The sequence below is a fragment of the Nocardia rhizosphaerihabitans genome (assembly GCF_014646295.1).
In the GTDB taxonomy this organism is placed as follows: domain Bacteria; phylum Actinomycetota; class Actinomycetes; order Mycobacteriales; family Mycobacteriaceae; genus Nocardia; species Nocardia rhizosphaerihabitans.
On the sequence record NZ_BMNE01000004.1, the window covers coordinates 664,220 to 681,963 of the forward strand.

Annotated in this window: 19 protein-coding genes; 7 read left to right on the forward strand and 12 right to left on the reverse strand. The window is 66.1% G+C overall.

From position 1 onward, the window contains the following. Position 1: 1 nt before the first annotated feature. Positions 2 to 433 carry a hypothetical protein gene (locus IEY60_RS20455; protein ID WP_189030653.1) on the reverse strand — a complete coding sequence of 144 codons (432 nt, stop codon included), beginning with the start codon at positions 431 to 433 and terminating at the stop codon, positions 2 to 4. An 8-nt stretch (positions 434 to 441) separates the two neighbouring features. After that, positions 442 to 2,082, reverse strand: a complete 1,641-nt coding sequence (locus IEY60_RS20460; RefSeq protein ID WP_189030655.1) for an ABC-F family ATP-binding cassette domain-containing protein — start codon at positions 2,080 to 2,082, stop codon at positions 442 to 444. 145 nt (positions 2,083 to 2,227) lie between these two features. Between IEY60_RS20460 and IEY60_RS20465 the strand changes: the two genes are divergently transcribed. The 5 genes from IEY60_RS20465 (at position 2,228) to IEY60_RS20485 (ending at position 5,514) form a co-directional block, all read left to right on the forward strand. Next, positions 2,228 to 2,419, forward strand: coding sequence for a PspC domain-containing protein (locus IEY60_RS20465; RefSeq protein ID WP_019045152.1), 192 nt, complete (start codon positions 2,228 to 2,230; stop codon positions 2,417 to 2,419). Between the two features lie 94 nt (positions 2,420 to 2,513). After that, entirely contained in the window at positions 2,514 to 2,822 is a 309-nt protein-coding gene (locus IEY60_RS20470; protein ID WP_189030657.1) for a DUF6802 family protein, read from the forward strand. Between the two features lie 91 nt (positions 2,823 to 2,913). Then, positions 2,914 to 3,255, forward strand: a complete 342-nt coding sequence (locus IEY60_RS20475) for a hypothetical protein (protein WP_189030659.1) — start codon at positions 2,914 to 2,916, stop codon at positions 3,253 to 3,255. Between the two features lie 28 nt (positions 3,256 to 3,283). After that, a complete protein-coding gene (locus IEY60_RS20480; RefSeq protein WP_189030661.1) occupies positions 3,284 to 5,017 on the forward strand; it encodes a hypothetical protein in 1,734 nt (577 codons plus the stop codon). Between the two features lie 50 nt (positions 5,018 to 5,067). Further along, positions 5,068 to 5,514 carry a hypothetical protein gene (locus IEY60_RS20485; protein WP_189030663.1) on the forward strand — a complete coding sequence of 149 codons (447 nt, stop codon included), beginning with the start codon at positions 5,068 to 5,070 and terminating at the stop codon, positions 5,512 to 5,514. Between the two features lie 54 nt (positions 5,515 to 5,568). Here the strand turns inward: IEY60_RS20485 and IEY60_RS20490 are convergent, their stop codons facing one another. The 9 genes from IEY60_RS20490 to IEY60_RS20530 form a co-directional block, all read right to left on the reverse strand. After that, positions 5,569 to 6,336 (reverse strand): ESX secretion-associated protein EspG, encoded by a 768-nt coding sequence (locus tag IEY60_RS20490; RefSeq protein WP_189030665.1) that lies wholly within the window; start codon positions 6,334 to 6,336, stop codon positions 5,569 to 5,571. Continuing rightward, positions 6,329 to 7,522: a WXG100 family type VII secretion target gene (locus IEY60_RS20495; protein ID WP_189030668.1), complete on the reverse strand. Its 1,194-nt coding sequence runs from the start codon at positions 7,520 to 7,522 to the stop codon at positions 6,329 to 6,331. Before IEY60_RS20495 ends, IEY60_RS20490 begins: the two co-directional genes overlap by 8 nt. Next, complete coding sequence (locus IEY60_RS20500; protein ID WP_189030670.1) at positions 7,522 to 7,983, reverse strand: hypothetical protein; 462 nt, start codon at positions 7,981 to 7,983, stop codon at positions 7,522 to 7,524. Before IEY60_RS20500 ends, IEY60_RS20495 begins: the two co-directional genes overlap by 1 nt. A 26-nt stretch (positions 7,984 to 8,009) precedes the next feature. Then, positions 8,010 to 8,570, reverse strand: coding sequence for a DUF3558 domain-containing protein (locus tag IEY60_RS20505; protein ID WP_189030672.1), 561 nt, complete (start codon positions 8,568 to 8,570; stop codon positions 8,010 to 8,012). Positions 8,571 to 8,687: 117 nt separating this feature from the next. Continuing rightward, a complete protein-coding gene (locus tag IEY60_RS20510; protein WP_189030674.1) occupies positions 8,688 to 9,212 on the reverse strand; it encodes a hypothetical protein in 525 nt (174 codons plus the stop codon). Further along, entirely contained in the window at positions 9,209 to 10,795 is a 1,587-nt protein-coding gene (locus IEY60_RS20515; RefSeq protein WP_189030676.1) for a WXG100 family type VII secretion target, read from the reverse strand. The genes IEY60_RS20510 and IEY60_RS20515 overlap by 4 nt, the downstream gene beginning before the upstream one ends. Further along, a complete protein-coding gene (locus tag IEY60_RS20520) occupies positions 10,792 to 11,109 on the reverse strand; it encodes a type VII secretion target (RefSeq protein ID WP_189030678.1) in 318 nt (105 codons plus the stop codon). Before IEY60_RS20520 ends, IEY60_RS20515 begins: the two co-directional genes overlap by 4 nt. A gap of 185 nt (positions 11,110 to 11,294) precedes the next feature. Then, positions 11,295 to 12,776, reverse strand: a complete 1,482-nt coding sequence (locus IEY60_RS20525) for a serine/threonine-protein kinase (protein WP_189030680.1) — start codon at positions 12,774 to 12,776, stop codon at positions 11,295 to 11,297. Between the two features lie 169 nt (positions 12,777 to 12,945). After that, a complete protein-coding gene (locus IEY60_RS20530; protein WP_189030682.1) occupies positions 12,946 to 13,803 on the reverse strand; it encodes an alpha/beta hydrolase in 858 nt (285 codons plus the stop codon). A 36-nt stretch (positions 13,804 to 13,839) separates the two neighbouring features. Here IEY60_RS20530 and glmS point away from each other — a divergent pair, with 36 nt between their 5' ends. Then, positions 13,840 to 15,720, forward strand: a complete 1,881-nt coding sequence (gene glmS, locus IEY60_RS20535) for a glutamine--fructose-6-phosphate transaminase (isomerizing) (protein WP_189030684.1) — start codon at positions 13,840 to 13,842, stop codon at positions 15,718 to 15,720. A gap of 37 nt (positions 15,721 to 15,757) precedes the next feature. Here the strand turns inward: glmS and IEY60_RS20540 are convergent, their stop codons facing one another. Beyond that, the gene (locus tag IEY60_RS20540) at positions 15,758 to 16,183 is read right to left on the reverse strand and encodes a cupredoxin domain-containing protein (RefSeq protein ID WP_189030686.1); all 426 of its coding nucleotides are present in this window, start codon (positions 16,181 to 16,183) and stop codon (positions 15,758 to 15,760) included. Positions 16,184 to 16,251: 68 nt separating this feature from the next. On the opposite strand from IEY60_RS20540, the gene IEY60_RS20545 reads away from it, so the two are divergent. Further along, positions 16,252 to 17,691, forward strand: coding sequence for an NAD(P)H-hydrate dehydratase (locus IEY60_RS20545; protein ID WP_189030688.1), 1,440 nt, complete (start codon positions 16,252 to 16,254; stop codon positions 17,689 to 17,691). Positions 17,692 to 17,744 lie beyond the last annotated feature (53 nt).

Consider the following 17,744-nt stretch of genomic DNA (forward strand, 5'->3'; position numbering starts at 1 on the left):
GCTAGAACTGGCCGACGAGGAAACCGCTGAACAGCACCAGGAACCCGAGGATCTCGCCCGCCATCAGCCCGTACATCGACAACCGCAGCGCGGCGGGAATCTGGCCTTCGAATTGGTTGGTGGTGTCGCGCCGCATCCCGGGCAGCACGTAGCTGGCGATCGCGCCAACGAAGAACGCGAGGATCACCAGATCCGCCGTCAGGTTGACGATCGTCGGCCAGGCGCTGAGCTCGGTGAACACCGCGAGCAGGATCCCGGCGAAGGAGTACAGCAGGGCGGCGCGGTGCGCGATGTCGACGTAGATGTGCGCCGCGCCCTCGGCCGAGGTGCGGATGCCGTGGTACTTCCACACCCCGAGCAGCAGCGCGCTCAGGAAGATCAGGCCGGTGACGAGCAGCGTGACGCGGGTATCGATGCCAAGTGTGAGTTCCATGGTGCGTCCTAATCCTCGGTGAGCACTCCACCGGCCATGTGCCAACGGCGGGTCGCCCGAACAGAATCCAGCATCCGGCGATCGTGCGTCACCAGAATCAGTGTGCCGGTGAAGGATTCGACGGCCTGCTCGAGCTGTTCGATGGCGGGCAGGTCGAGGTGGTTGGTCGGCTCGTCCAGGACCAGCAAGTTCACCCCGCGCGCCTGCAGCAGGGCCAGCGCGGCGCGGGTGCGTTCGCCGGGGGAGAGGGTGTCGCAGGCGCGGGTCACGTGCGGGCCGCGCAGGCCGAACTTCGCCAGCAGCGTGCGGACATCGGCGTCGGGCCAGTCGGGCATCGCCGCGCTGAAGGTGTCGGCCAGCCGCTCCGATCCGCGGAACAGCCCGCGCGCCTGGTCGACCTCGCCGATCTCGACGCCGGAACCCAGTGCGGCCGAACCGGAATCGGGGGCGATCTTGCCGAGCAACAGGCCGAGCAGGGTGGACTTGCCGGAACCGTTGGCGCCGGTGAGCACGATCCGGTCGGCCCAGTCGATCTGGGTGGTGATCGGGCCGAGGGTGAACTCGCCGCGGCGCACGACGGCATTGTTCGCGGTCGCCACCACCGCACCGCTGCGGGGCGCGGCCGCGATCTCCATCCGCAGCTCCCACTCCTTGCGCGGCTCGTCGACCACGTCGAGGCGTTCGATCCGGCGCTGGGTCTGGCGGGCCTTGGCCGCCTGCTTCTCGGTCGACTCGGCCCGGGTCTTGCGGCCCATCTTGTCCGAGTCGTTCTTGCCCTTGCGCCGCGCGTTGCGTACGCCGTGCTCGAGCCAGTTGCGCTGCATCTGCGCCCGCGCCTCCAAACCCGCCTTGGTGTCGGCGAATTCGTCATAGGCCTCACGGGCGTGCTTGCGGGCGATCTCGCGTTCGGCCAGATACGCCTCGTACCCGCCGTCGTAGAGACCGACCTGCTGCTGCGCCAGATCCAGTTCCAGCACCCGATTCACGGTGCGCGCCAGGAACTCCCGATCGTGGCTGATCACCATCAGCGGCACCCGGATGCCTTTGACGAAGCGTTCCAGCCGGTCCAGGCCGTCCAGGTCGAGATCGTTGGTGGGCTCGTCCAGCAGCAGAATGTCGAAGCGCGACAGCAACACCGAGGCCAGACCAGCCCGCGCCGCCTGTCCGCCGGACAGACCCGTCATCGGGGTGTCCAGGCCGCTCGCCAGCCCGTCGGTGAGGCCGAGATCGGCGGCCACCTCCTCGGCGCGCTGATCCAGATCGGCGCCACCGAGAGCGAGCCAGTGCTCGAGCGCGGGCGAGTAGTCGTCTTCCCCACCCTCGCCCAGACGCTCCGCCGCCGCGTCCATCACCTGCTGGGCGACGGCGACGCCGGTCCGGCGAGAGAGGAATTCGAGCACCGTCTCGCCGTCGATCCGCTCCGGCTCCTGCGCCAGGTAGCCCACCGTCGCGTCCGGCGGGCTCAAGGTGATGACGCCGTCGCCCGGCATGCGCTCGGCCAGCATCCGCAGCAGCGTCGACTTGCCTGCGCCGTTCACTCCCACCAGCCCGATCACGTCGCCGGGGGCGAGGGTGAAGTCGAGGTCGGCGAAGAGGGTCCGCTCGGCGTGGCCCGCGGACAGACCGGTGGCTTGCAATGTCGTGCTCACCTCTTAAGTCTGCCCGCCTAGGGCAGGACCCTGAGATCGGGCCCGGCAGAAATCAGGGTGCGGATGGGTCTGTCGACCGATGCGGGGGAGGGGTCGTGATCGGCACAGTGGAGTTATCACCAGCTCGACAGGAAGGCAACACACAATGACTGCCCCGGCCCGCCGCTTCACCCGTTCGACCAGCGACAAATGGATCGCCGGCGTCTGCGGTGGCATCGCCGAGTACTTCGGCTGGAACGCCAATATCGTCCGCCTGGTCTTCGTCGTCTCCTGCCTCCTGCCCGGCCCCCAGTTCCTGCTCTACCTGGTCCTGTGGCTGATCATGCCCAAGAAGTAAGGCCCGACCGCCCCCTGAACCGCTCGCGGATGACAAGATAGTGGCGTTTCCGCCGCGCCGTCATCCGCGAGTTTTCCGTTTGAGGAGGAGTCCCATGGTCACCTCGGGCGACATCCCCGGCCTCGGCCTACCCGACATCGACGCCCATTCGTCCCTCGGCGGCCTCGGCCCCGTCGAACTCCACTCTCCGTCCCAGGACCTCGACGGTGACGGAGTCGCCGACTCCCTCACCGACGCCACACCCCACGACACCAGCGTCTGGTCGGACTTCGACCATGACGGGATCGCCGATCACGTGACGGTGGTCGAGGCGGACGGGGACTATGCGGCGTGGGAGTACCACCGGTTTCCCGATGGGACCTCGGAGTGGCGGCGGACGGACCAGGGGAATCTGGGGGAGTAATTCTGCTCCGCGGGTGGAACCTGCGGGCGGGTTCCCGCGTCCAAGTAGGTAGGGCGTCGTCGGGGCGCTCCGCAAACTGTGGAGGTGGGGGATGGGCACGCAAGTTTCCGGCGGAGTTGTCGTCAACCAGAGCGCGATGACCACTTCGGTCAACAGCTTGAAAACCACTGTGTCCGAGCTACGTACGGCGGCGAAGAACGTCGAGGACAACAGCTGGGGTGCGGGCCGCAACGGCGCGGAATCCGAAGCTGGCCGCGCCTACGTGGACTACGGGGTGCGGATCGCAGAGGGCATCGAGCGAACGGTCACCTGGCTGAAGGTGTGGACGACGTCGACCGAGGCCACCGCAGAGGCGATCGGCAACGCGACGGTCGAGTTCACCGAAGTCGACAAGAACACCGCACGAGCCCTCGACCGGACCGGTGCGAAATGAGCACTGACACTCGACCGGAGGTCAGGCGATGACGCAGTCCGTAGACGACATCCTCAACGACGGTTCGAAAGGTCTGCTCTATTTCGAGCAACTGCTGCCGCTGTACGAGGAAGCTTTCGGCAACGATGCGGGCTGGCCGAAGCTGAAGATCCAGGCAGCGTACGACCAGGAGCGAGGGATGAACCTCGCCAAACTGGTGACCTCCGCTGACGCGCTGCAGAAGATGATCACCGTGGCCGACACCCAGCGCGGCAATCAGCAGTCGGCGGCCAACGCGTTGGGATCCAGCTGGCAGGGCGCGGCGGCCGACGCCGGAATCGGGCGGCTCCGCGAGATCGTCGGACTCGCGGAAGGGGACCGCGGCAAGGTTCAGGCGTTGGCGACCGCGATGTCCGCTGCGACGCCCGCGTTGCAGAAGATCGTCGAAGACAAGGCTGCCACCGTCAAGAAGCTCGCCGACGGGAATCGTGTCGAGGTCGGCAGCCAGCGGACGCTCATCACCGTCGGTGAGATGACGGTGGTCGACATTCAGCAGATCATTCGCAGCAGCAAGTCGGGCGACATCCTGAGCTCGCTGCTGCAGCGGCTGACCGAAGTGCCCGACATCGAAGATCGCGCGAAAGACCTCGAGCGCAATTCGGACCCGTGGAAGCAGGCGGTCAAGGAGATCTGTGTCGACTGGCTGGATACGGTCTTCAAGAAGGATTACAACGACAAGCTCGGTGTATTCAGTGCTCAGTGCACGACCACGCTGATCGCTGTGCAGGGGCAGTACAACGCCATCCAAACCGCCGCTGATGCGATTGAGGAGCGGGCGTATCCCTCGGTGGCCGGGGTGACTACGGCCGCGCCTGATGACAAGGCGGCCAACGGCGATCCGACGAACGGCAATCCCGGAACCAACGGCAACCAGGCGCCTACGAACGACGGTCAGACCGCGACCGCTGGCACACAGAACGGTGACACGTCCACCGGATCGCCGGTGAAGACAAAGGCGCAGACCACCGACGACTCCGCCGCCGCCGCCGACGACGATGACGACGATGACGATGATGACGATGACGATTCCGACACCAGCAGCGCACTGAGCGCCATCGCATCCTCGCTCAGCGAACTCGGCAGCACTGTCTCCAGCGCGCTCACCGGTGACCTAGGGGATTCGCTCACTTCGGCGATCGAGTCGGCGGGAACGGCGATCAGCGACGGCATCGAGCAGATGACAGAGCAGGCGAGCAACCTGCTCTCCGGTGAGCACGAGGCATCGTTCCAGCTCGGCGACACCAAGGTGAGCATCGAGGCCGGCGAGAACGGGCTGTCGCTGACGACGACAAATGCTGACGGCACGACAACGCAGTACCGACTGACGCTGGACGAGAACGGAATCCCGGTCATCGAACAGGATTCGAGTACCACCGAGGAGGGGAATGCATCGCCCGGCACCGAGGACGACGGCGCATCGGGTTCGGGCGTACCGGAATCCGGGGGTGGTGACGGTGCAGCTGGTCCGGCGGACGCGGGAGCGGGTGCAGGCGTCGTGCCGACACCGACCACACCGGAAACTCCCGACCCGACCAATCCTCCGGTGACCAGCGAAATCGGCAGCGGGGAGCCCTCTTCCGGTTCGGGAACAGGCGGGGTGCCCGCCGGACCGCGGCCGACCCGGCAGGAAACAGACGGCGAACACACCCCGACTGTCGAGGATCACCCGGCGAGCAACCCGGGCGATACCGGCGCCGTCCTCGCCGAGGCGGGCCCGCTGTGATGACGCTCATCCTCGGCGGATCCCACTCGACAACGGGAGAATGATCGTCCGTGGACTACGCGGCAGAGATCGAGCAGATCGCGGCGGAGGCGCATCGTCGTTCGGCCATGCTGATGGACGAGATCGACGAGATCAACAGACAGACCACGCTCCGTGCGGAACAGTTCGCTGTCGAGGCTGCCCGGCGTCTGCGCGAGCTGGCCGAGCAGGAAGCCGCGGACGACGAAGCGGAAACTGTTGAGCCGCACCAGGGTCAGGGTAGGGAAGATCCTGCACATGAGGTCGCACCCGTGACGGCGGCGCAGTCGCCGCCGTCACGGCCCGTCGCTTTCGTGCCGGATCCGAACATGACTCCTGAGCAACAGCGGCAGGCCGAGATCCGCGCGGCCGTCGCGCGGGCGAGGGCGGCACGAGAGGCCAGGTCGACGGTGGCACCGTCGGATGGTGACTACGACTCCGAGTCCGAGTACTACCGTCGGTCGACTTGGCTGGACTGAAGTGGCCGGGGCTGGCCGCCGTTTGGGGTGTGGCGGTGCCCGCACCGGCCTTCGTCACCAGGCGGGTTCGTTCTCCCGCTCGCGCAGTCTGCTGAGGGTTCGGTCGATCCAGTTGGCGAAGAGCGCGCGCAGGTCGTCGGCGGCAGCCGGGCGGACCTGAACCTGGTCACGGTCGCGTCGCAGCAGGTAGCGGCCGTCTTCGGTGAGGTCGAACCACTGCGCGCTGTACCAGGAGTCGGTCCGGGCGTCGAGTGGGCCGGGCAGTAGTTCGGCGATTCCACCGCCGTCGCGTGGCTGGCTGACAAGGCGTTCGAACTGCTTGCTGGGCGAGTCGCGATAGCCGTCGGTGCCGCCTCGTCTTGCTGCGGCGATGTCGTCGATGTGGAACGTTCGACTCGATGAGCGCCCCGCCGCGAACTCGGGCAGCAGTTTGGCGATCCGACCCGGTAGGTTGTCCGGCCGGAAGAGCCTGCACCGAATGCGCTCTTCGACGTCATCGGTGACGGTCTGGGACAGCAGGACCGCATGATGGGCGGTCTGCGCGCCGAGCAGTCGGTACATTCGTCGTCGGCCACCGCCGAGGCGGGTCGACTCGCCGACAATCCTGATCTGCAAGTCGCAGTTGCTCAAGGTATGGAAGGCGAGCTGGATCAGCTCGGTCTCCTCGCGGTCATACCTTGCGTGAACCGCTGCTCGGTGTGCCCGTTCCTCGGTGACAGTGGGGATCCGGCTGGTGTAGCCGAGTGGACCCGGAAACCGATCGTGCGCATCGTTCAGCCAGAGAGCGGCGAAATCATCAGGCTCCCAAGTCCATTCACTCATCTACGTTCCCGCCGATTACGCCACCCTGAATCGTGCGCGGCATCTCACCGAGTAGTTCCTCGGTGTTCTCCATGTTCTTCAGCCAGTCCGGGATCTGATGGGTCTCGTCGTCTTCGGACTTGCCGCCGCCTCGGCCGCCGCCCATACCGCCCATCCCTGGTGCACCCGCACGGCCGGTGCCACTTCCGCCCGCCGCGGCGGTTGCGCCGGTCGGAACTCTCGCAGCGGTCGGTGATCCAGCTGTGACGCCGCCCGGCGCGGGGGCGCTTGGGTTGCCGCTGCCCGGGCTACCGCCGCCCGGACTGCCGCCGCCGGGTGAACCGGTGCCGGGCGAGCCAGCACCCGGCGTCCCTGCCGGATTGACCCCCGCCGGAGTCGTCTCCGGGGTGGACGCAGGTGATGTCGAGTCCGGCGATTCCGCTTCCTGGGTCGTCGACGGATTGGTGTCGTCGGTGGTGTCGTCGTCGCTGGAATCGTCTGTGTCGGTGGGTGTCTCGGTAACGGCGGGGTCTTCGGTGGTCGGCGCGGTCTCGTCTTGCGGGTTTCCGCTGTTCGCGCCGCCCGGGTTCGAGGTGTCGCCGTTGCCTCCGCCGTTGGCGCCTGGATCGCCGCCGGTCGGCTTCCATGAGGTCAGCGGTGAGGTCGGGCTCTCGGGCTGCGGCAGGACGGGAATCTGCCCATCGGCGGCAACAAAATCGGTGACGTAGTGGTTCTGCATCGCCTCGCGGGCTTCATCGCGGGCTTTGTTGATCGCGGTCATCGAGCGGTTTCCCGGCTCGGCGAACCAGAAATCATGGCCATCCAGATTCCATACGCTGTCGGGCATGTTCTGCGGCTCGTCGACGTTTGTCCGGGTGTTGTTCACGCCGTTTACTGTGGTGGTGACCTGCTGCGCCAATGCGTTCAATGCCGGAGTCAGCTCCAGTGCCCGCGTCGCATAGTCGGCGATGGCATTCTGAGAGGCCGTCGCCGCCGCGCCTTCCCAGGCTGATGTGCTCGACCGACGGATCCTTGCGGCGAATGTCTCGACGGCAGCAGACCAATCCGAGGCGAGTTTCTGGTATTCGGATTTCGCGTTGTCTGCCTCGGTTGTGTCGAGCGGATTGAATGCTCGGTAGATCGCCCAGTGCTCCCAGGTGTTCGGCTTCTCCGGTTCGCCGATTCGGGCCTTCTCATTTCCGGCCATCAGGCAAGCCCTTCCGTGGATCCGATCGCCGATGGCGGAACATTCGCGGAGAGTTCGTTGTAGCGGGCGGCGAACTCTTCATCTGTTGCCATGTAGCGTTTTGCGATCTCGCGGTGTAAGTCCCGGATATCGGCAACAATATCGTAGTGCTGCTGGAGGATATCCTCGAGATTGTTGTCGGAATCGGTGGAAGCGCCGACCTTTCCGGCCTTACCTCGGAACCAGCCCACCACTGTCGATGCCGATGTCAGGCCCTCGGTGGTTTCGCCCAATCCCCATTTTTCGCGATTGGCGATACCGCGGGCTTGTCTCTGTAGGTTGTTAATTTCATCCAGAAACGCTTCGCAGTCTCGCTCCATATACACGAACTCGTCTGCGTTAACGCGCACGTCGGTACTGAATGAAACGCTCAATCCGCCATTTTTCGCTTCTTGAATCAAGTTTTCGAGCGGTGTCGCCATGTTCCCTCCCTTTGCTGACGACGTGTCTAGCTTCCAGCTTGGATGGTCGGAGCCAGCATATTTGCAAGATCTTTCGCGATATCACAAGGATGGCGGTGACCGGATTTTTCTCTGTTCGGCCGATTGCCGATAGAGATTTCCATGCTGCCGTTCTTCATCTCGACGTTGATCTCACACGACAAGCCGTCCTGGGCTGGTTTGTAGTGAATGATCGTGGGACGACCAGCGATTTGCGATTCCTCGCGGATTACTACCTCGGGATTCGCCTTGATCTGCTGCATCGTGATGGTGCTCACCGTGATGGACGCGTTGTATCCTCCCCGCTGGATCCATCCGCATCCCAACCACTTGTTGCGCCCGGTCGTCCACCGATCGTCCTTCTTCGGATTCCGCAACTCCTCCGCGTCGATCACCGACTGCGGCAGACTGCATCCGTCGAATCCGGTGGGCAACACCGATTCCTGGGTCGTAGTCGCTGCCGGGGGACTCGGCTGCGCATCGCCTTCGCTCCCCGAGCTGCACCCGCCGAGGAACGTTGAGATCGCCCCGCCGACGACCAGTATCCGTACGACTGCCCCGCGATCCATCGATCAACTCCTCGTTCCGGTCACAGGCCGGTACGCTCCCGCCCCAACAGGGAATTTACACCCAGTGGGGCGGGCGGCCACCTCACAGTCGAGCCGTAAGTGCGTGCTGCCCAACGCCTAACCGAACCAATTCTTGCCGCGGAAGTACTCGCTCTCCTGGTCATAGCCGTCGTAGTCGACCGGCTCGACGCGCTCGGCCGCTCGGCGCGCAGCGGCCGAGCGGGCTATCGCCTCGCGTGCCTCGCGCAGTTGCTCTTCGTCGAGCGAGGCCGGGCTGCCCGCGGGTGACCAACTCGCGGGTGTGTATTGCTCGGCGACGGCACTCCGGTGCCTCCCGGTACTCGCCTCGTTGTCCGAGGCTGCGACATGGGATTGCTCCACCGCAGCGCGTGCCATCACGTCACGCAGTTGTTCTTCGCGGCGGATGGCGTCGAAATCGATGACAGGCTGAGGCTCGGTGATCGGTTCCTGCTGTTCGGCGGCCTGCTGCTCAGCAGCTCGTTCCTCGGCGGCTCGCGCTTCGGCCAACAGGTTGTCGCCTTTGGCCTGCAAGCGGGCTCGTTCGTCCTCGAACTCGGCTCGAAGCATGCGGGCTCTGCGGAGATGCTCGGCAACCAGGTCCTGGATCGGGGAGTAACTCACAGGGGACCTGCCTCCGCCAGTTGTGCGCCGGTGTCAGCCGGCGGTTCCGGTTCGGGAATGGTGGACCAGTGTTCGGTGTCGGTGACCTGGCTGTTGTTGGAGGCGGATATTCCTGGTTGAACGGCCATGCTCCCGGCAACGGCGCCGTCGGTGGTAGCTCCCTCGGTGGTGGACTCGTTGGGCGCAGCGGTCGTGCTCGGAGTCGGCGCTGTCGATGCTGCTGCGTCGGTGATCACCGGGACGCCGTTCTCGTTCAGTGTGAGTCCGTATGCGTGGGTCGTGCCCGCAGTGTCTGTGGTGGTGAGTTTGAGTTGCCCGTCGTCTCCGGTCGCCAAGCTGAGAGTTGTTCCGGCGATGTTGACTTCGGTGGACCCGTTCCCGCTGAACAAGGTGCTCAGCTGCTCGATGCCACTGGTGATCGATGTTCCGAGCGAACTGAGGCCGGTGCCGATCGATTCGGCGATGCTCTCGGCCGAACCGGACGATCCCGAGGTGAGGCTCGACAGTTCGCTGACCACCGAGCTCAGTGTCGACAGTCCGCTCGAGACCGTCGACAACAAGCTGCTCAGATCGGTGGACGAGTCGTCGTCATCGTCATCGTCATCGTCATCGGTATCGTCGGTTGTTGTCGGATTCTTGGTTCCCGTGGTGTCGGTTTTCGTGTCGTCTTCTGTTGTGGTAGCGGGGGTGGTATCCCCGGTCGAGCTACCTCCGCCGCCATTCGAAGTTCCGTCGCCAGAGGGGTTGTTCGTGGTGGGGTTCCCCTTCTGGGGGGTATCTGGTGCCGCGTCTGACGGCATCGGATAGGGGGCGGCTTCTACTGCGGCCAGTGCGGTTGTGGCCTGTTTGAACACCTCGCGGACGATCCTGGAAGTCTCTCTGCATATTTCTTCGTAATGCAGGACCGTCGCCTCGACCTGCGGAACGAATACGTCTCGCAGGAATGTCATTTGATATTCAACGGAATCGGCGGTCTTGATGCAGTTTTCGATTGTTCCGATGAGGAAATCCTCGTTTCGGCCTTCCAGTTTGAAATCTGGAGTACCCGCGGGGCGCCAATACCCCTTTACGTCCGTGGCCTTCTCGGTGACTATATTGCGAAGAGCCTTCGCCAGCTCGCCCAACTCCTGGGAGGCGGTTCGGGTGTGGTTGTAATCCTCGTCGGCCCGCCGAACTTGTTCATTCAGCATGGTGAACGCAGCATCGCCGGCATCGCCCTTCCAGATGCTCTGGATCGCATTACGCTGAGTCTGCTGGGTCTGCAACTCCGCGTACAGGTTGGGAAGCGCGTTCGCGAGCGTGCTCGCCATTCGCTCGATCGCCTCGATGTCCATGCCCTGCTCGGCATCGTATAGTCCGCACAGGGTGTAGTAATCGCGTCCAGCGATATCTGCGTTTCCGAGTCCGTGTTTCTCGAGGCATTGCTTGTACAGCGGGAGGTAGTACTTGAAGTACTCCAGCCCCTCGGCGCCATCGCTGAGAATCTTGTCGGCATTTCCGGCCGAACTGGAGACGGAGTGCTCCCAGTCGGAGTTTATTTTGCCGTCCTTGACTACACCGGATTCGTCCGCTGTCCAACTCATCCGAGATTCACCCCAGCGGCCGTGATCTTGGTTACGTTGGCGTCGTCGGTGGCCGAATACGTATTCGCGCTGGTGGTGTACGCATTGCCCGACTTGGTCACCGCTGTCTCCCAGTGCGTCAGCCAGGCGCCGATATTCACAATCTCAGCACCGAACTTGGCGCCCTCGTCCCCATAGGCTCGCCCCGCCTGGGCGGCGGTGAACGACCACCCACTGATGTCCTTGTTGAGTGTCTTGATCGTGCCCCCCGAACCGGTCAATTTTCCCCCGAGCTTGCGTAGCTGCTCCGGATCGACCGTCACGTGACCGCCCATCGGACCCCTCCCTCTGTCTTCCTCGTCGCACAGCGTCGGCTACATATTAGGTCGGGGCGGCGATCGATCGCACCCGTGGTTCGTGCTGCTGGATAGCGACAGGGTCTCCCCCTCTTCCACCGGGGCTGGTACGCCGTAACGCGTGGAATTTGGTGTACACCACCCGTAGCCACGCATGCGTCAGTTCAGTTCGTGAGACCCGAACGCTTCAAGAAGGTCTGCGCCGACAAGACGTCCTTGAACCCGCCGGCCGAAATCGCCAGGCCGGTCGCCGCGTTCGACCAATACAGCCCGGTATCGTTGCCGTTCGACGGGATTCGCGCGACGGTTTCGCCTTGGTCGATCAGGTCGCCGATGTATGCGCCCCTCCCGATGCGGATGTTCTCGACGTGTTGGTCAGGCATACGTTGGATAGTTGCGTGAAACCGGACCTCACCGTTGCGTGTGCCGCCGATGAGAAGGGCATCGGTGCCCGGGATCGTGCAGGTGAGACCCCCGGACTCGGGCGCGGTGCAGGTGGCTGCGTTCCGCAGTTTGCTCGGCATCGCTGCCTCGATTGCCGTCGGCCCGTAGTTGATCCGGTCGCGGATCTCCAACCCGGCGAAGGTTCCCGCGGTACCGACGATGCCCAGTACAATGACGCCGACGACCACCGGCCACTTTCGGCGAGGACCTGCTCGACGAGCCGGTGAGTGGTTCGCGATAGGGGGTAGATACGGTGATGGCGTGTGCTGCGCGCCAGGGACAGGTCGAGGCGCCATCGGCGCCGGCTGCCTCGACATGAACGGCGTGGCCAGCACGGTGTCCACCTCGCGTGCACGCAGCGCTTCGGCCGCAGCCCAAGCGAATTCGCTGCAGCTCGAGTACCGATCCTCAGCGCGTTTTGCCAGCGCCCGCCCGATCACCGCGTCGAGGCTGCGCGGCAGATCCGGACGGCGACTACTCAGCGGTGGCGGTGGTTGGCGCATCTGGGCATCGATCAGTGCGACCGGATTGGTTGCCGCGAACGGAGAATCGCCGGTCAGCAGCATGAACAACGTGCATGCCAGTGAGTATTGATCGCAGCGATGATCCAGTGGCAGCGCTGCCAGCTGTTCCGGTGCGGCATAGGCGAGGGTTGCGGTGAAGGTTCCGGTACGCGTCAGTCCACGCATGTCGTGTGATCTGGCAATGCCGAAGTCTGTCAGTAGGACTCGCTCGGGCTCGTCGGCTTCGGGCGCGGCCAGGAGGATGTTGGCCGGCTTCACGTCGCGGTGCAGCACCCCGCGCCGATGGGCGTGGTCGAGTGCCGAGGCGACATCGGTGATGATCCGCATCGCTCGATCAGGATCGACGATTCCCAGAGCCGCAGCATCGGCACCCGCGACATACCGCATCGCGATCCACGGAACGGTGCCCTCGACGCCGCGGTCGTAGACCGAGACGATGTTCGGATGCTCGAGCTGTGCGGCGACCTCGGCCTCTCGTTCGAATCGAGAGCGGATCTCGCTGTCCGCGAACATCTCCGGATTCAATACCTTGAGGGCGGTCAGCCGGGGCAGTCGCGGATGCCGGGCCAGATACACAGTGCCCATGCCGCCGTGGCCGAGAACTCCCTCGACCTGATATCCGGCAAATGCCTCACCGGCACGAAGACTGGACACCTGACCCCCCGTTCGACCACTCATGTACCTGAGTGAGCCACATGCTAACGCGATGTTCGGTGACGTCGGAACTCGCCGATCGGATCGGCCGATCCGATCGGCTGCTCCTGTCAGCGCCGTCGCCGGACCCGGAATTCGGCGACGATTTGGGTGCCGTGCGCGGCGTGCAGCGCGAATTCACGCAGAGTCGGGACTAACCCCGGATCAGTTTGGCGACCGTGCCGATGGACAGCTTCGGGGTTTCCTCTTCGACCGGGGCGTGAGGGTCGACCACGTGAGTGTGGGGGATGGCAGCTTCGGGGTCGGCGAAGGGGGCGTAGGTCTTGTCGCCGAGGAGGGTGTTGAGGAGGTAGCCGGTGAGGAGGGCTCGGGTGGTCTTCTCGGTTTTGTGTTCGTAGCGGCCCGCGCCGAGGGCGGCGAAGAGGCGGCGGCCTTCGACGATGCCGTTGTGGGAGGCGCCGTCGACGGTGCGCAGGATCGAGGGGCCGGACCAGGCGGTGGCGAGGGCGCGGGCGTTGGAGCTGACGGAGTCGAGGTCCAGCGCGCCTGCCAGGATCAGGCCGGGCGTGTCGAGTTCGGGGGCGATGTTCTCCGCGGTGGGGGAGGTGGGGGCGGGGAACAGGGCGGCGACGGCGGCGACGCGGCGCTGAGCTGCGGCGATGACAGCGGCGCCGGCGCCCATGCCGTGGCCTGCCAGGGCGAGGCGATCGGGGTGCACGCTGATGGTGCCGTCGCCGAGGCGGACCTTGCTGACGATGTCGAGCGTGGTGAGCAGGTCGGTGCCCAGGTCCAGATGTGACGGGATCGGGCCGCGTTCGGTGTCGGGCGCGGCGACGACGAAGCCCCACGACGCGACGTGCTCGAGCAGGCTCTTGTAGTTGTCGGAGCTGGTCAGCCAGCCGTGCGCGAACGCGACAGCGGGCAGGTTCAGCCCGGACTCGGGCGTGTACACCACACCCGGCTGGCCCGCGATCCCCAGATTGCCGCGCAGCACCCGGTGAGGGCCGCGCGCGGACAGGGTGCTCAGGAGCGATTTCACAGAGACCGACACGGCGAGAAGGTTAGCCGATCAGTAGGGTGGAGAACCATGTGCGGAATCGTGGGCTACGTCGGGTACCGGGACGCGCTCGGCGTTGTCGTCGACGCGTTGCGACGCATGGAGTATCGCGGATACGACTCGGCGGGGGTCGCGATCCTCGACGGAAACGGGTCGATCGCGGTCGAACGCAAAGCTGGCAAGCTGGCCAATCTGGAGGCCGAGCTGGAGGCCGCGGGTGCGGCGCAGTTCGCGGGCACCAGCGGCATGGGGCACACCCGATGGGCGACCCATGGCGCCCCGACCGACCGCAACGCGCACCCGCATCGCGATGACTCCGGCAAGCTGGCCGTCGTCCACAACGGGATCATCGAGAACTTCGCGCCGCTGCGCCGCGAGCTCGAGAACGCCGGGGTCGAGCTGCTCAGCGACACCGACACCGAGGTCGCGGTGCATCTGGTCGCGCGCGCCTACGCGGAGGGCCCCACCGCCGGCGACTTCACCGCGAGCGCGCTGGCCGTGCTGCAGCGTCTCGAGGGCGCGTTCACGCTGGTCTTCACCCATGCCGATCATCCCGGCACGATCGTCGCGGCCCGGCAGTCGACGCCGCTGGTCGTCGGCGTCGGACAGGGTGAGATGTTCATCGCCTCCGATGTCACCGCGTTCATCGAGCACACCCGCGAGGCGGTCGAGCTCGGGCAGAACCAGGCCGTGGTGATCACCGCCGACGGCTACACCGTCACCGACTTCGCCGGGAACGCCGAGGGCGTGGTCACCAGGCCGTTCACCATCGACTGGGATCTGGCCGCCGCCGAGAAGGGCGGCCACGACTACTTCATGCTCAAGGAGATCGAGGAGCAGCCGACCGCGGTCGCCGACACCCTGATGGGGCATTTCGTCGTCGACGAGAACGGCGGCCGGATCGTCCTGGATGAGCAGCGTCTCGCCGATCAGGAACTGCGCGAGTTCGACAAGGTGTTCGTCGTCGCGTGTGGCAGCTCCTACCACGCAGGCCTGCTGGCCAAGTACGCGATCGAGCACTGGACCCGGGTGCCGGTGGAGGTCGAGCTCGCCAGCGAGTTCCGCTACCGCGACCCGGTGCTGGACCGGTCGACGCTGGTGGTGGCGATCTCGCAGTCCGGCGAGACCGCCGACACGCTCGAAGCGGTGCGCCACGCCAAGGAGCAGAAGGCACGCGTGCTCGCGATCTGCAACACCAACGGCGCGCAGATTCCGCGTGAGTCCGACGCGGTCATCTACACCAGGACCGGGCCCGAGATCGGTGTCGCCTCGACCAAGGCGTTCCTCGCGCAGGTGGCGGCCAACTATCTGGTCGGCCTGGCGCTGGCGCAGGCACGCGGGGTCAAGTACCCCGACGAGGTCGCCCGTGAGTTCGCCGAGCTCGAGGCCATGCCGAAGCAGATCGCGCGGGTGCTGGAGACCGGTTCGCAGGTGCGGGCCATCGCGCGCGAGCTGGCGCACGTGCCGACGGTGCTGTTCCTCGGTCGCCACGTCGGCTACCCGGTGGCGCTGGAGGGTGCGCTCAAGCTCAAGGAGCTCGCGTACATGCACGCCGAGGGCTTCGCCGCCGGTGAGCTCAAGCACGGGCCGATCGCGCTGATCGAAGACGGTCTGCCGGTGATCGTGGTGATGCCGTCGCCGAAGGGCCGTCCGGTGCTGCACTCGAAGCTGCTGAGCAATATCCGCGAGATCCAGGCGCGGGGCGCGCGGACCATCGTGATCGCCGAGGAGGGCGATGACACGGTGCGGCCGTTCGCGGACGACCTGATCGAGATCCCGGCCGCGCCGACGTTGTACCAGCCGCTGCTGTCGACCATTCCGCTGCAGATCTTCGCCGCCGAGGTGGCGCAGGCTCGCGGCTACGACGTCGACAAGCCGCGCAACCTGGCCAAGTCGGTCACCGTCGAATAGGACGTGAGCGGCCGGCCTTCGGGGCCGGCCGCCGCGATCACTCGACCGTGATCGAGCCGCGCATGTCCGGGTGCAGGCTGCACAGGTAGCGGTAGGTGCCGGGCTGGGTGAAGGTGTAGGACCATTCGCCCTTGTCGATGATGGGGCTGTTGATGCCCATCGCCTTGTCGCCGATGCCCTGGACGTTGTGCGGGGCCTTGTCGGAGAACTTCCAGGTGACGGTCTCGCCGACCTTGATGGTGACGTCGGCGGGGGAGTACTTCATGCCGCTGACGTCGATCGTCAGGTCGGTCGGCTTGTGCTCGGTCTGCGTGGTCGTGGTGGTGACCGGGCGCGGCTTGCGGGTGGTGGTGGAGGCGGCGTTCTCGCCGTCGCCGGAACAACCGGCGGACAACAGGGTGGCGGCCACGGCGAATCCGGCGACAACCCGGGCGGATGCGGCGCGGTGACGAACCATCGACATGGGTGTGGAGCGTAGTCTGCGAACGATCGCGGACCGGCCGTGGCCCGCGCCGGGACCGGGAGGCGACGATGTCGGATCGGCGTGGCTACTTCACCGCCGACGAGGTGCGGGCGGCCGAGGCGGAGCTGTTCACGCGTGTGCCTGCGGGGATGCCGATGCGGCGGGCCGCCTATGGGCTGGCGACGGTGGTTGCCGACGAATTGCGTTCCGAGACCGGTGGTGTGGTCGGCCGGGCGGTGGGGTTGCTGGTCGGGTCGGGCGACAACGGTGGGGACGCGCTGTGGGCGGGGTCCATGCTGGCGCGGCGTGGGGTGGCGGTGACTGCGGTGCTGCTGAATCCGGAACGCGCGCACCGGGAAGGGCTCGCGGCGCTGCGGGCGGCCGGTGGGCGGCGGGTGGATCGGCTCGGTGCGGTGGATCTGGTGATCGACGGGATCGTGGGGATCTCCGGTCGTGGGCCGTTGCGGCCTGCCGCCGCGGAGATGGTTGCGGCACTGGATGTTCCGATCGTCGCCACCGATCTGCCCAGTGGGGTGGATCCGGATACGGGGGCGATCGACGGGCCCGCGGTGCGTGCGGCGGTGACGGTGGCGTTCGGTGCGTACAAGCCGGTGCATGCGCTCGCGACGTCGCATTGTGGGCGAATCGTGCTGGTGCCGATCGGTTTACGGCTGCCGGAACCGGGGCTCGCGCAGCTTGATCCGGCCGCGATCGGGGCGGAGTGGCCGGTGCCGCGGGCGACGGACGACAAGTACACGCAGGGTGTGACGGGGGTATGTGCGGGTAGTTCGACGTACCCCGGGGCGGGGGTGCTGAGTACCGGTGCGGCGGTGGCGGCGACGTCGGGGATGGTGCGTTATGCCGGTGACGACACCGAGGTGCTGGAGAATTTTCCCGAAGTGGTTGCCAGTGGGACGATTTCGGAGACGGGGCGGGTGCAGGCCTGGGTCTTCGGTCCCGGTGCGGGTACCGATGCGGGGGCCAGGGATCGGCTCGCGGAGGTGCTGGCGACTGATCTGCCGGTCATCGTCGACGCTGACGGGCTTACCTTGCTGGCCGCCGAACCTGAGCTGGTCCGTGGTCGGTCAGCACCGACGGTGCTGACACCCCACGCGGGTGAGTTTGCCCGGCTCACGGGTGCGGAGCTCGGGCCGGACCGGGTGGCTGCGGTTCGTGCGCTCGCCGACGAGTGGCAGGTGACGGTGTTGCTCAAGGGGCGGGCGACGATCATCGCCTCGCCGGGGGAGGCGACGCTGGTCAACGATGCGGGCGGTTCGTGGGCGGCGACCGCGGGGTCGGGAGACGTGCTGTCCGGCATTCTCGGGGCGTTGCTCGCGGCAGGTAGGGCGCCGGGCTGGTCGGCTGCCGCGGCCGCGCGCGTGCACGCGCTGGCGGCCAACCTCGCCGCGTATGACGACCAACCGGCTGCCGCGCCGATCTCGGCCTCGCCGCTGCTGCATCACATACGCCCGGCGATTCGGGTATTGCGCGAACTCGCCGGCGTCTGAGCAGGAGGTGTCCCCGGTGCGGATTCCCAGGACGGGTGCCGCCCCCGGTGCTG

Bases quoted from the DNA above. Each gene is read 5' to 3' on its own strand.
- IEY60_RS20465 (WP_019045152.1), top strand. From the start codon at position 2,228: ATGACTGCCCCGGCCCGCCGCTTCACCCGTTCGACCAGCGACAAATGG.
- IEY60_RS20500 (WP_189030670.1), bottom strand. From the start codon at position 7,983: ATGGCGACACCGCTCGAAAACTTGATTCAAGAAGCGAAAAATGGCGGA.
- IEY60_RS20505 (WP_189030672.1), bottom strand. From the start codon at position 8,570: ATGGATCGCGGGGCAGTCGTACGGATACTGGTCGTCGGCGGGGCGATC.
- IEY60_RS20515 (WP_189030676.1), bottom strand. From the start codon at position 10,795: ATGAGTTGGACAGCGGACGAATCCGGTGTAGTCAAGGACGGCAAAATA.
- IEY60_RS20525 (WP_189030680.1), bottom strand. From the start codon at position 12,776: ATGAGTGGTCGAACGGGGGGTCAGGTGTCCAGTCTTCGTGCCGGTGAG.
- IEY60_RS20520 (WP_189030678.1), bottom strand. From the start codon at position 11,109: ATGGGCGGTCACGTGACGGTCGATCCGGAGCAGCTACGCAAGCTCGGG.
- IEY60_RS20470 (WP_189030657.1), top strand. From the start codon at position 2,514: ATGGTCACCTCGGGCGACATCCCCGGCCTCGGCCTACCCGACATCGAC.
- IEY60_RS20455 (WP_189030653.1), bottom strand. From the start codon at position 433: ATGGAACTCACACTTGGCATCGATACCCGCGTCACGCTGCTCGTCACC.
- IEY60_RS20495 (WP_189030668.1), bottom strand. From the start codon at position 7,522: ATGGCCGGAAATGAGAAGGCCCGAATCGGCGAACCGGAGAAGCCGAAC.
- IEY60_RS20545 (WP_189030688.1), top strand. From the start codon at position 16,252: ATGTCGGATCGGCGTGGCTACTTCACCGCCGACGAGGTGCGGGCGGCC.
- glmS (WP_189030684.1), top strand. From the start codon at position 13,840: ATGTGCGGAATCGTGGGCTACGTCGGGTACCGGGACGCGCTCGGCGTT.
- IEY60_RS20490 (WP_189030665.1), bottom strand. From the start codon at position 6,336: ATGAGTGAATGGACTTGGGAGCCTGATGATTTCGCCGCTCTCTGGCTG.
- IEY60_RS20540 (WP_189030686.1), bottom strand. From the start codon at position 16,183: ATGTCGATGGTTCGTCACCGCGCCGCATCCGCCCGGGTTGTCGCCGGA.
- IEY60_RS20475 (WP_189030659.1), top strand. From the start codon at position 2,914: ATGGGCACGCAAGTTTCCGGCGGAGTTGTCGTCAACCAGAGCGCGATG.
- IEY60_RS20480 (WP_189030661.1), top strand. From the start codon at position 3,284: ATGACGCAGTCCGTAGACGACATCCTCAACGACGGTTCGAAAGGTCTG.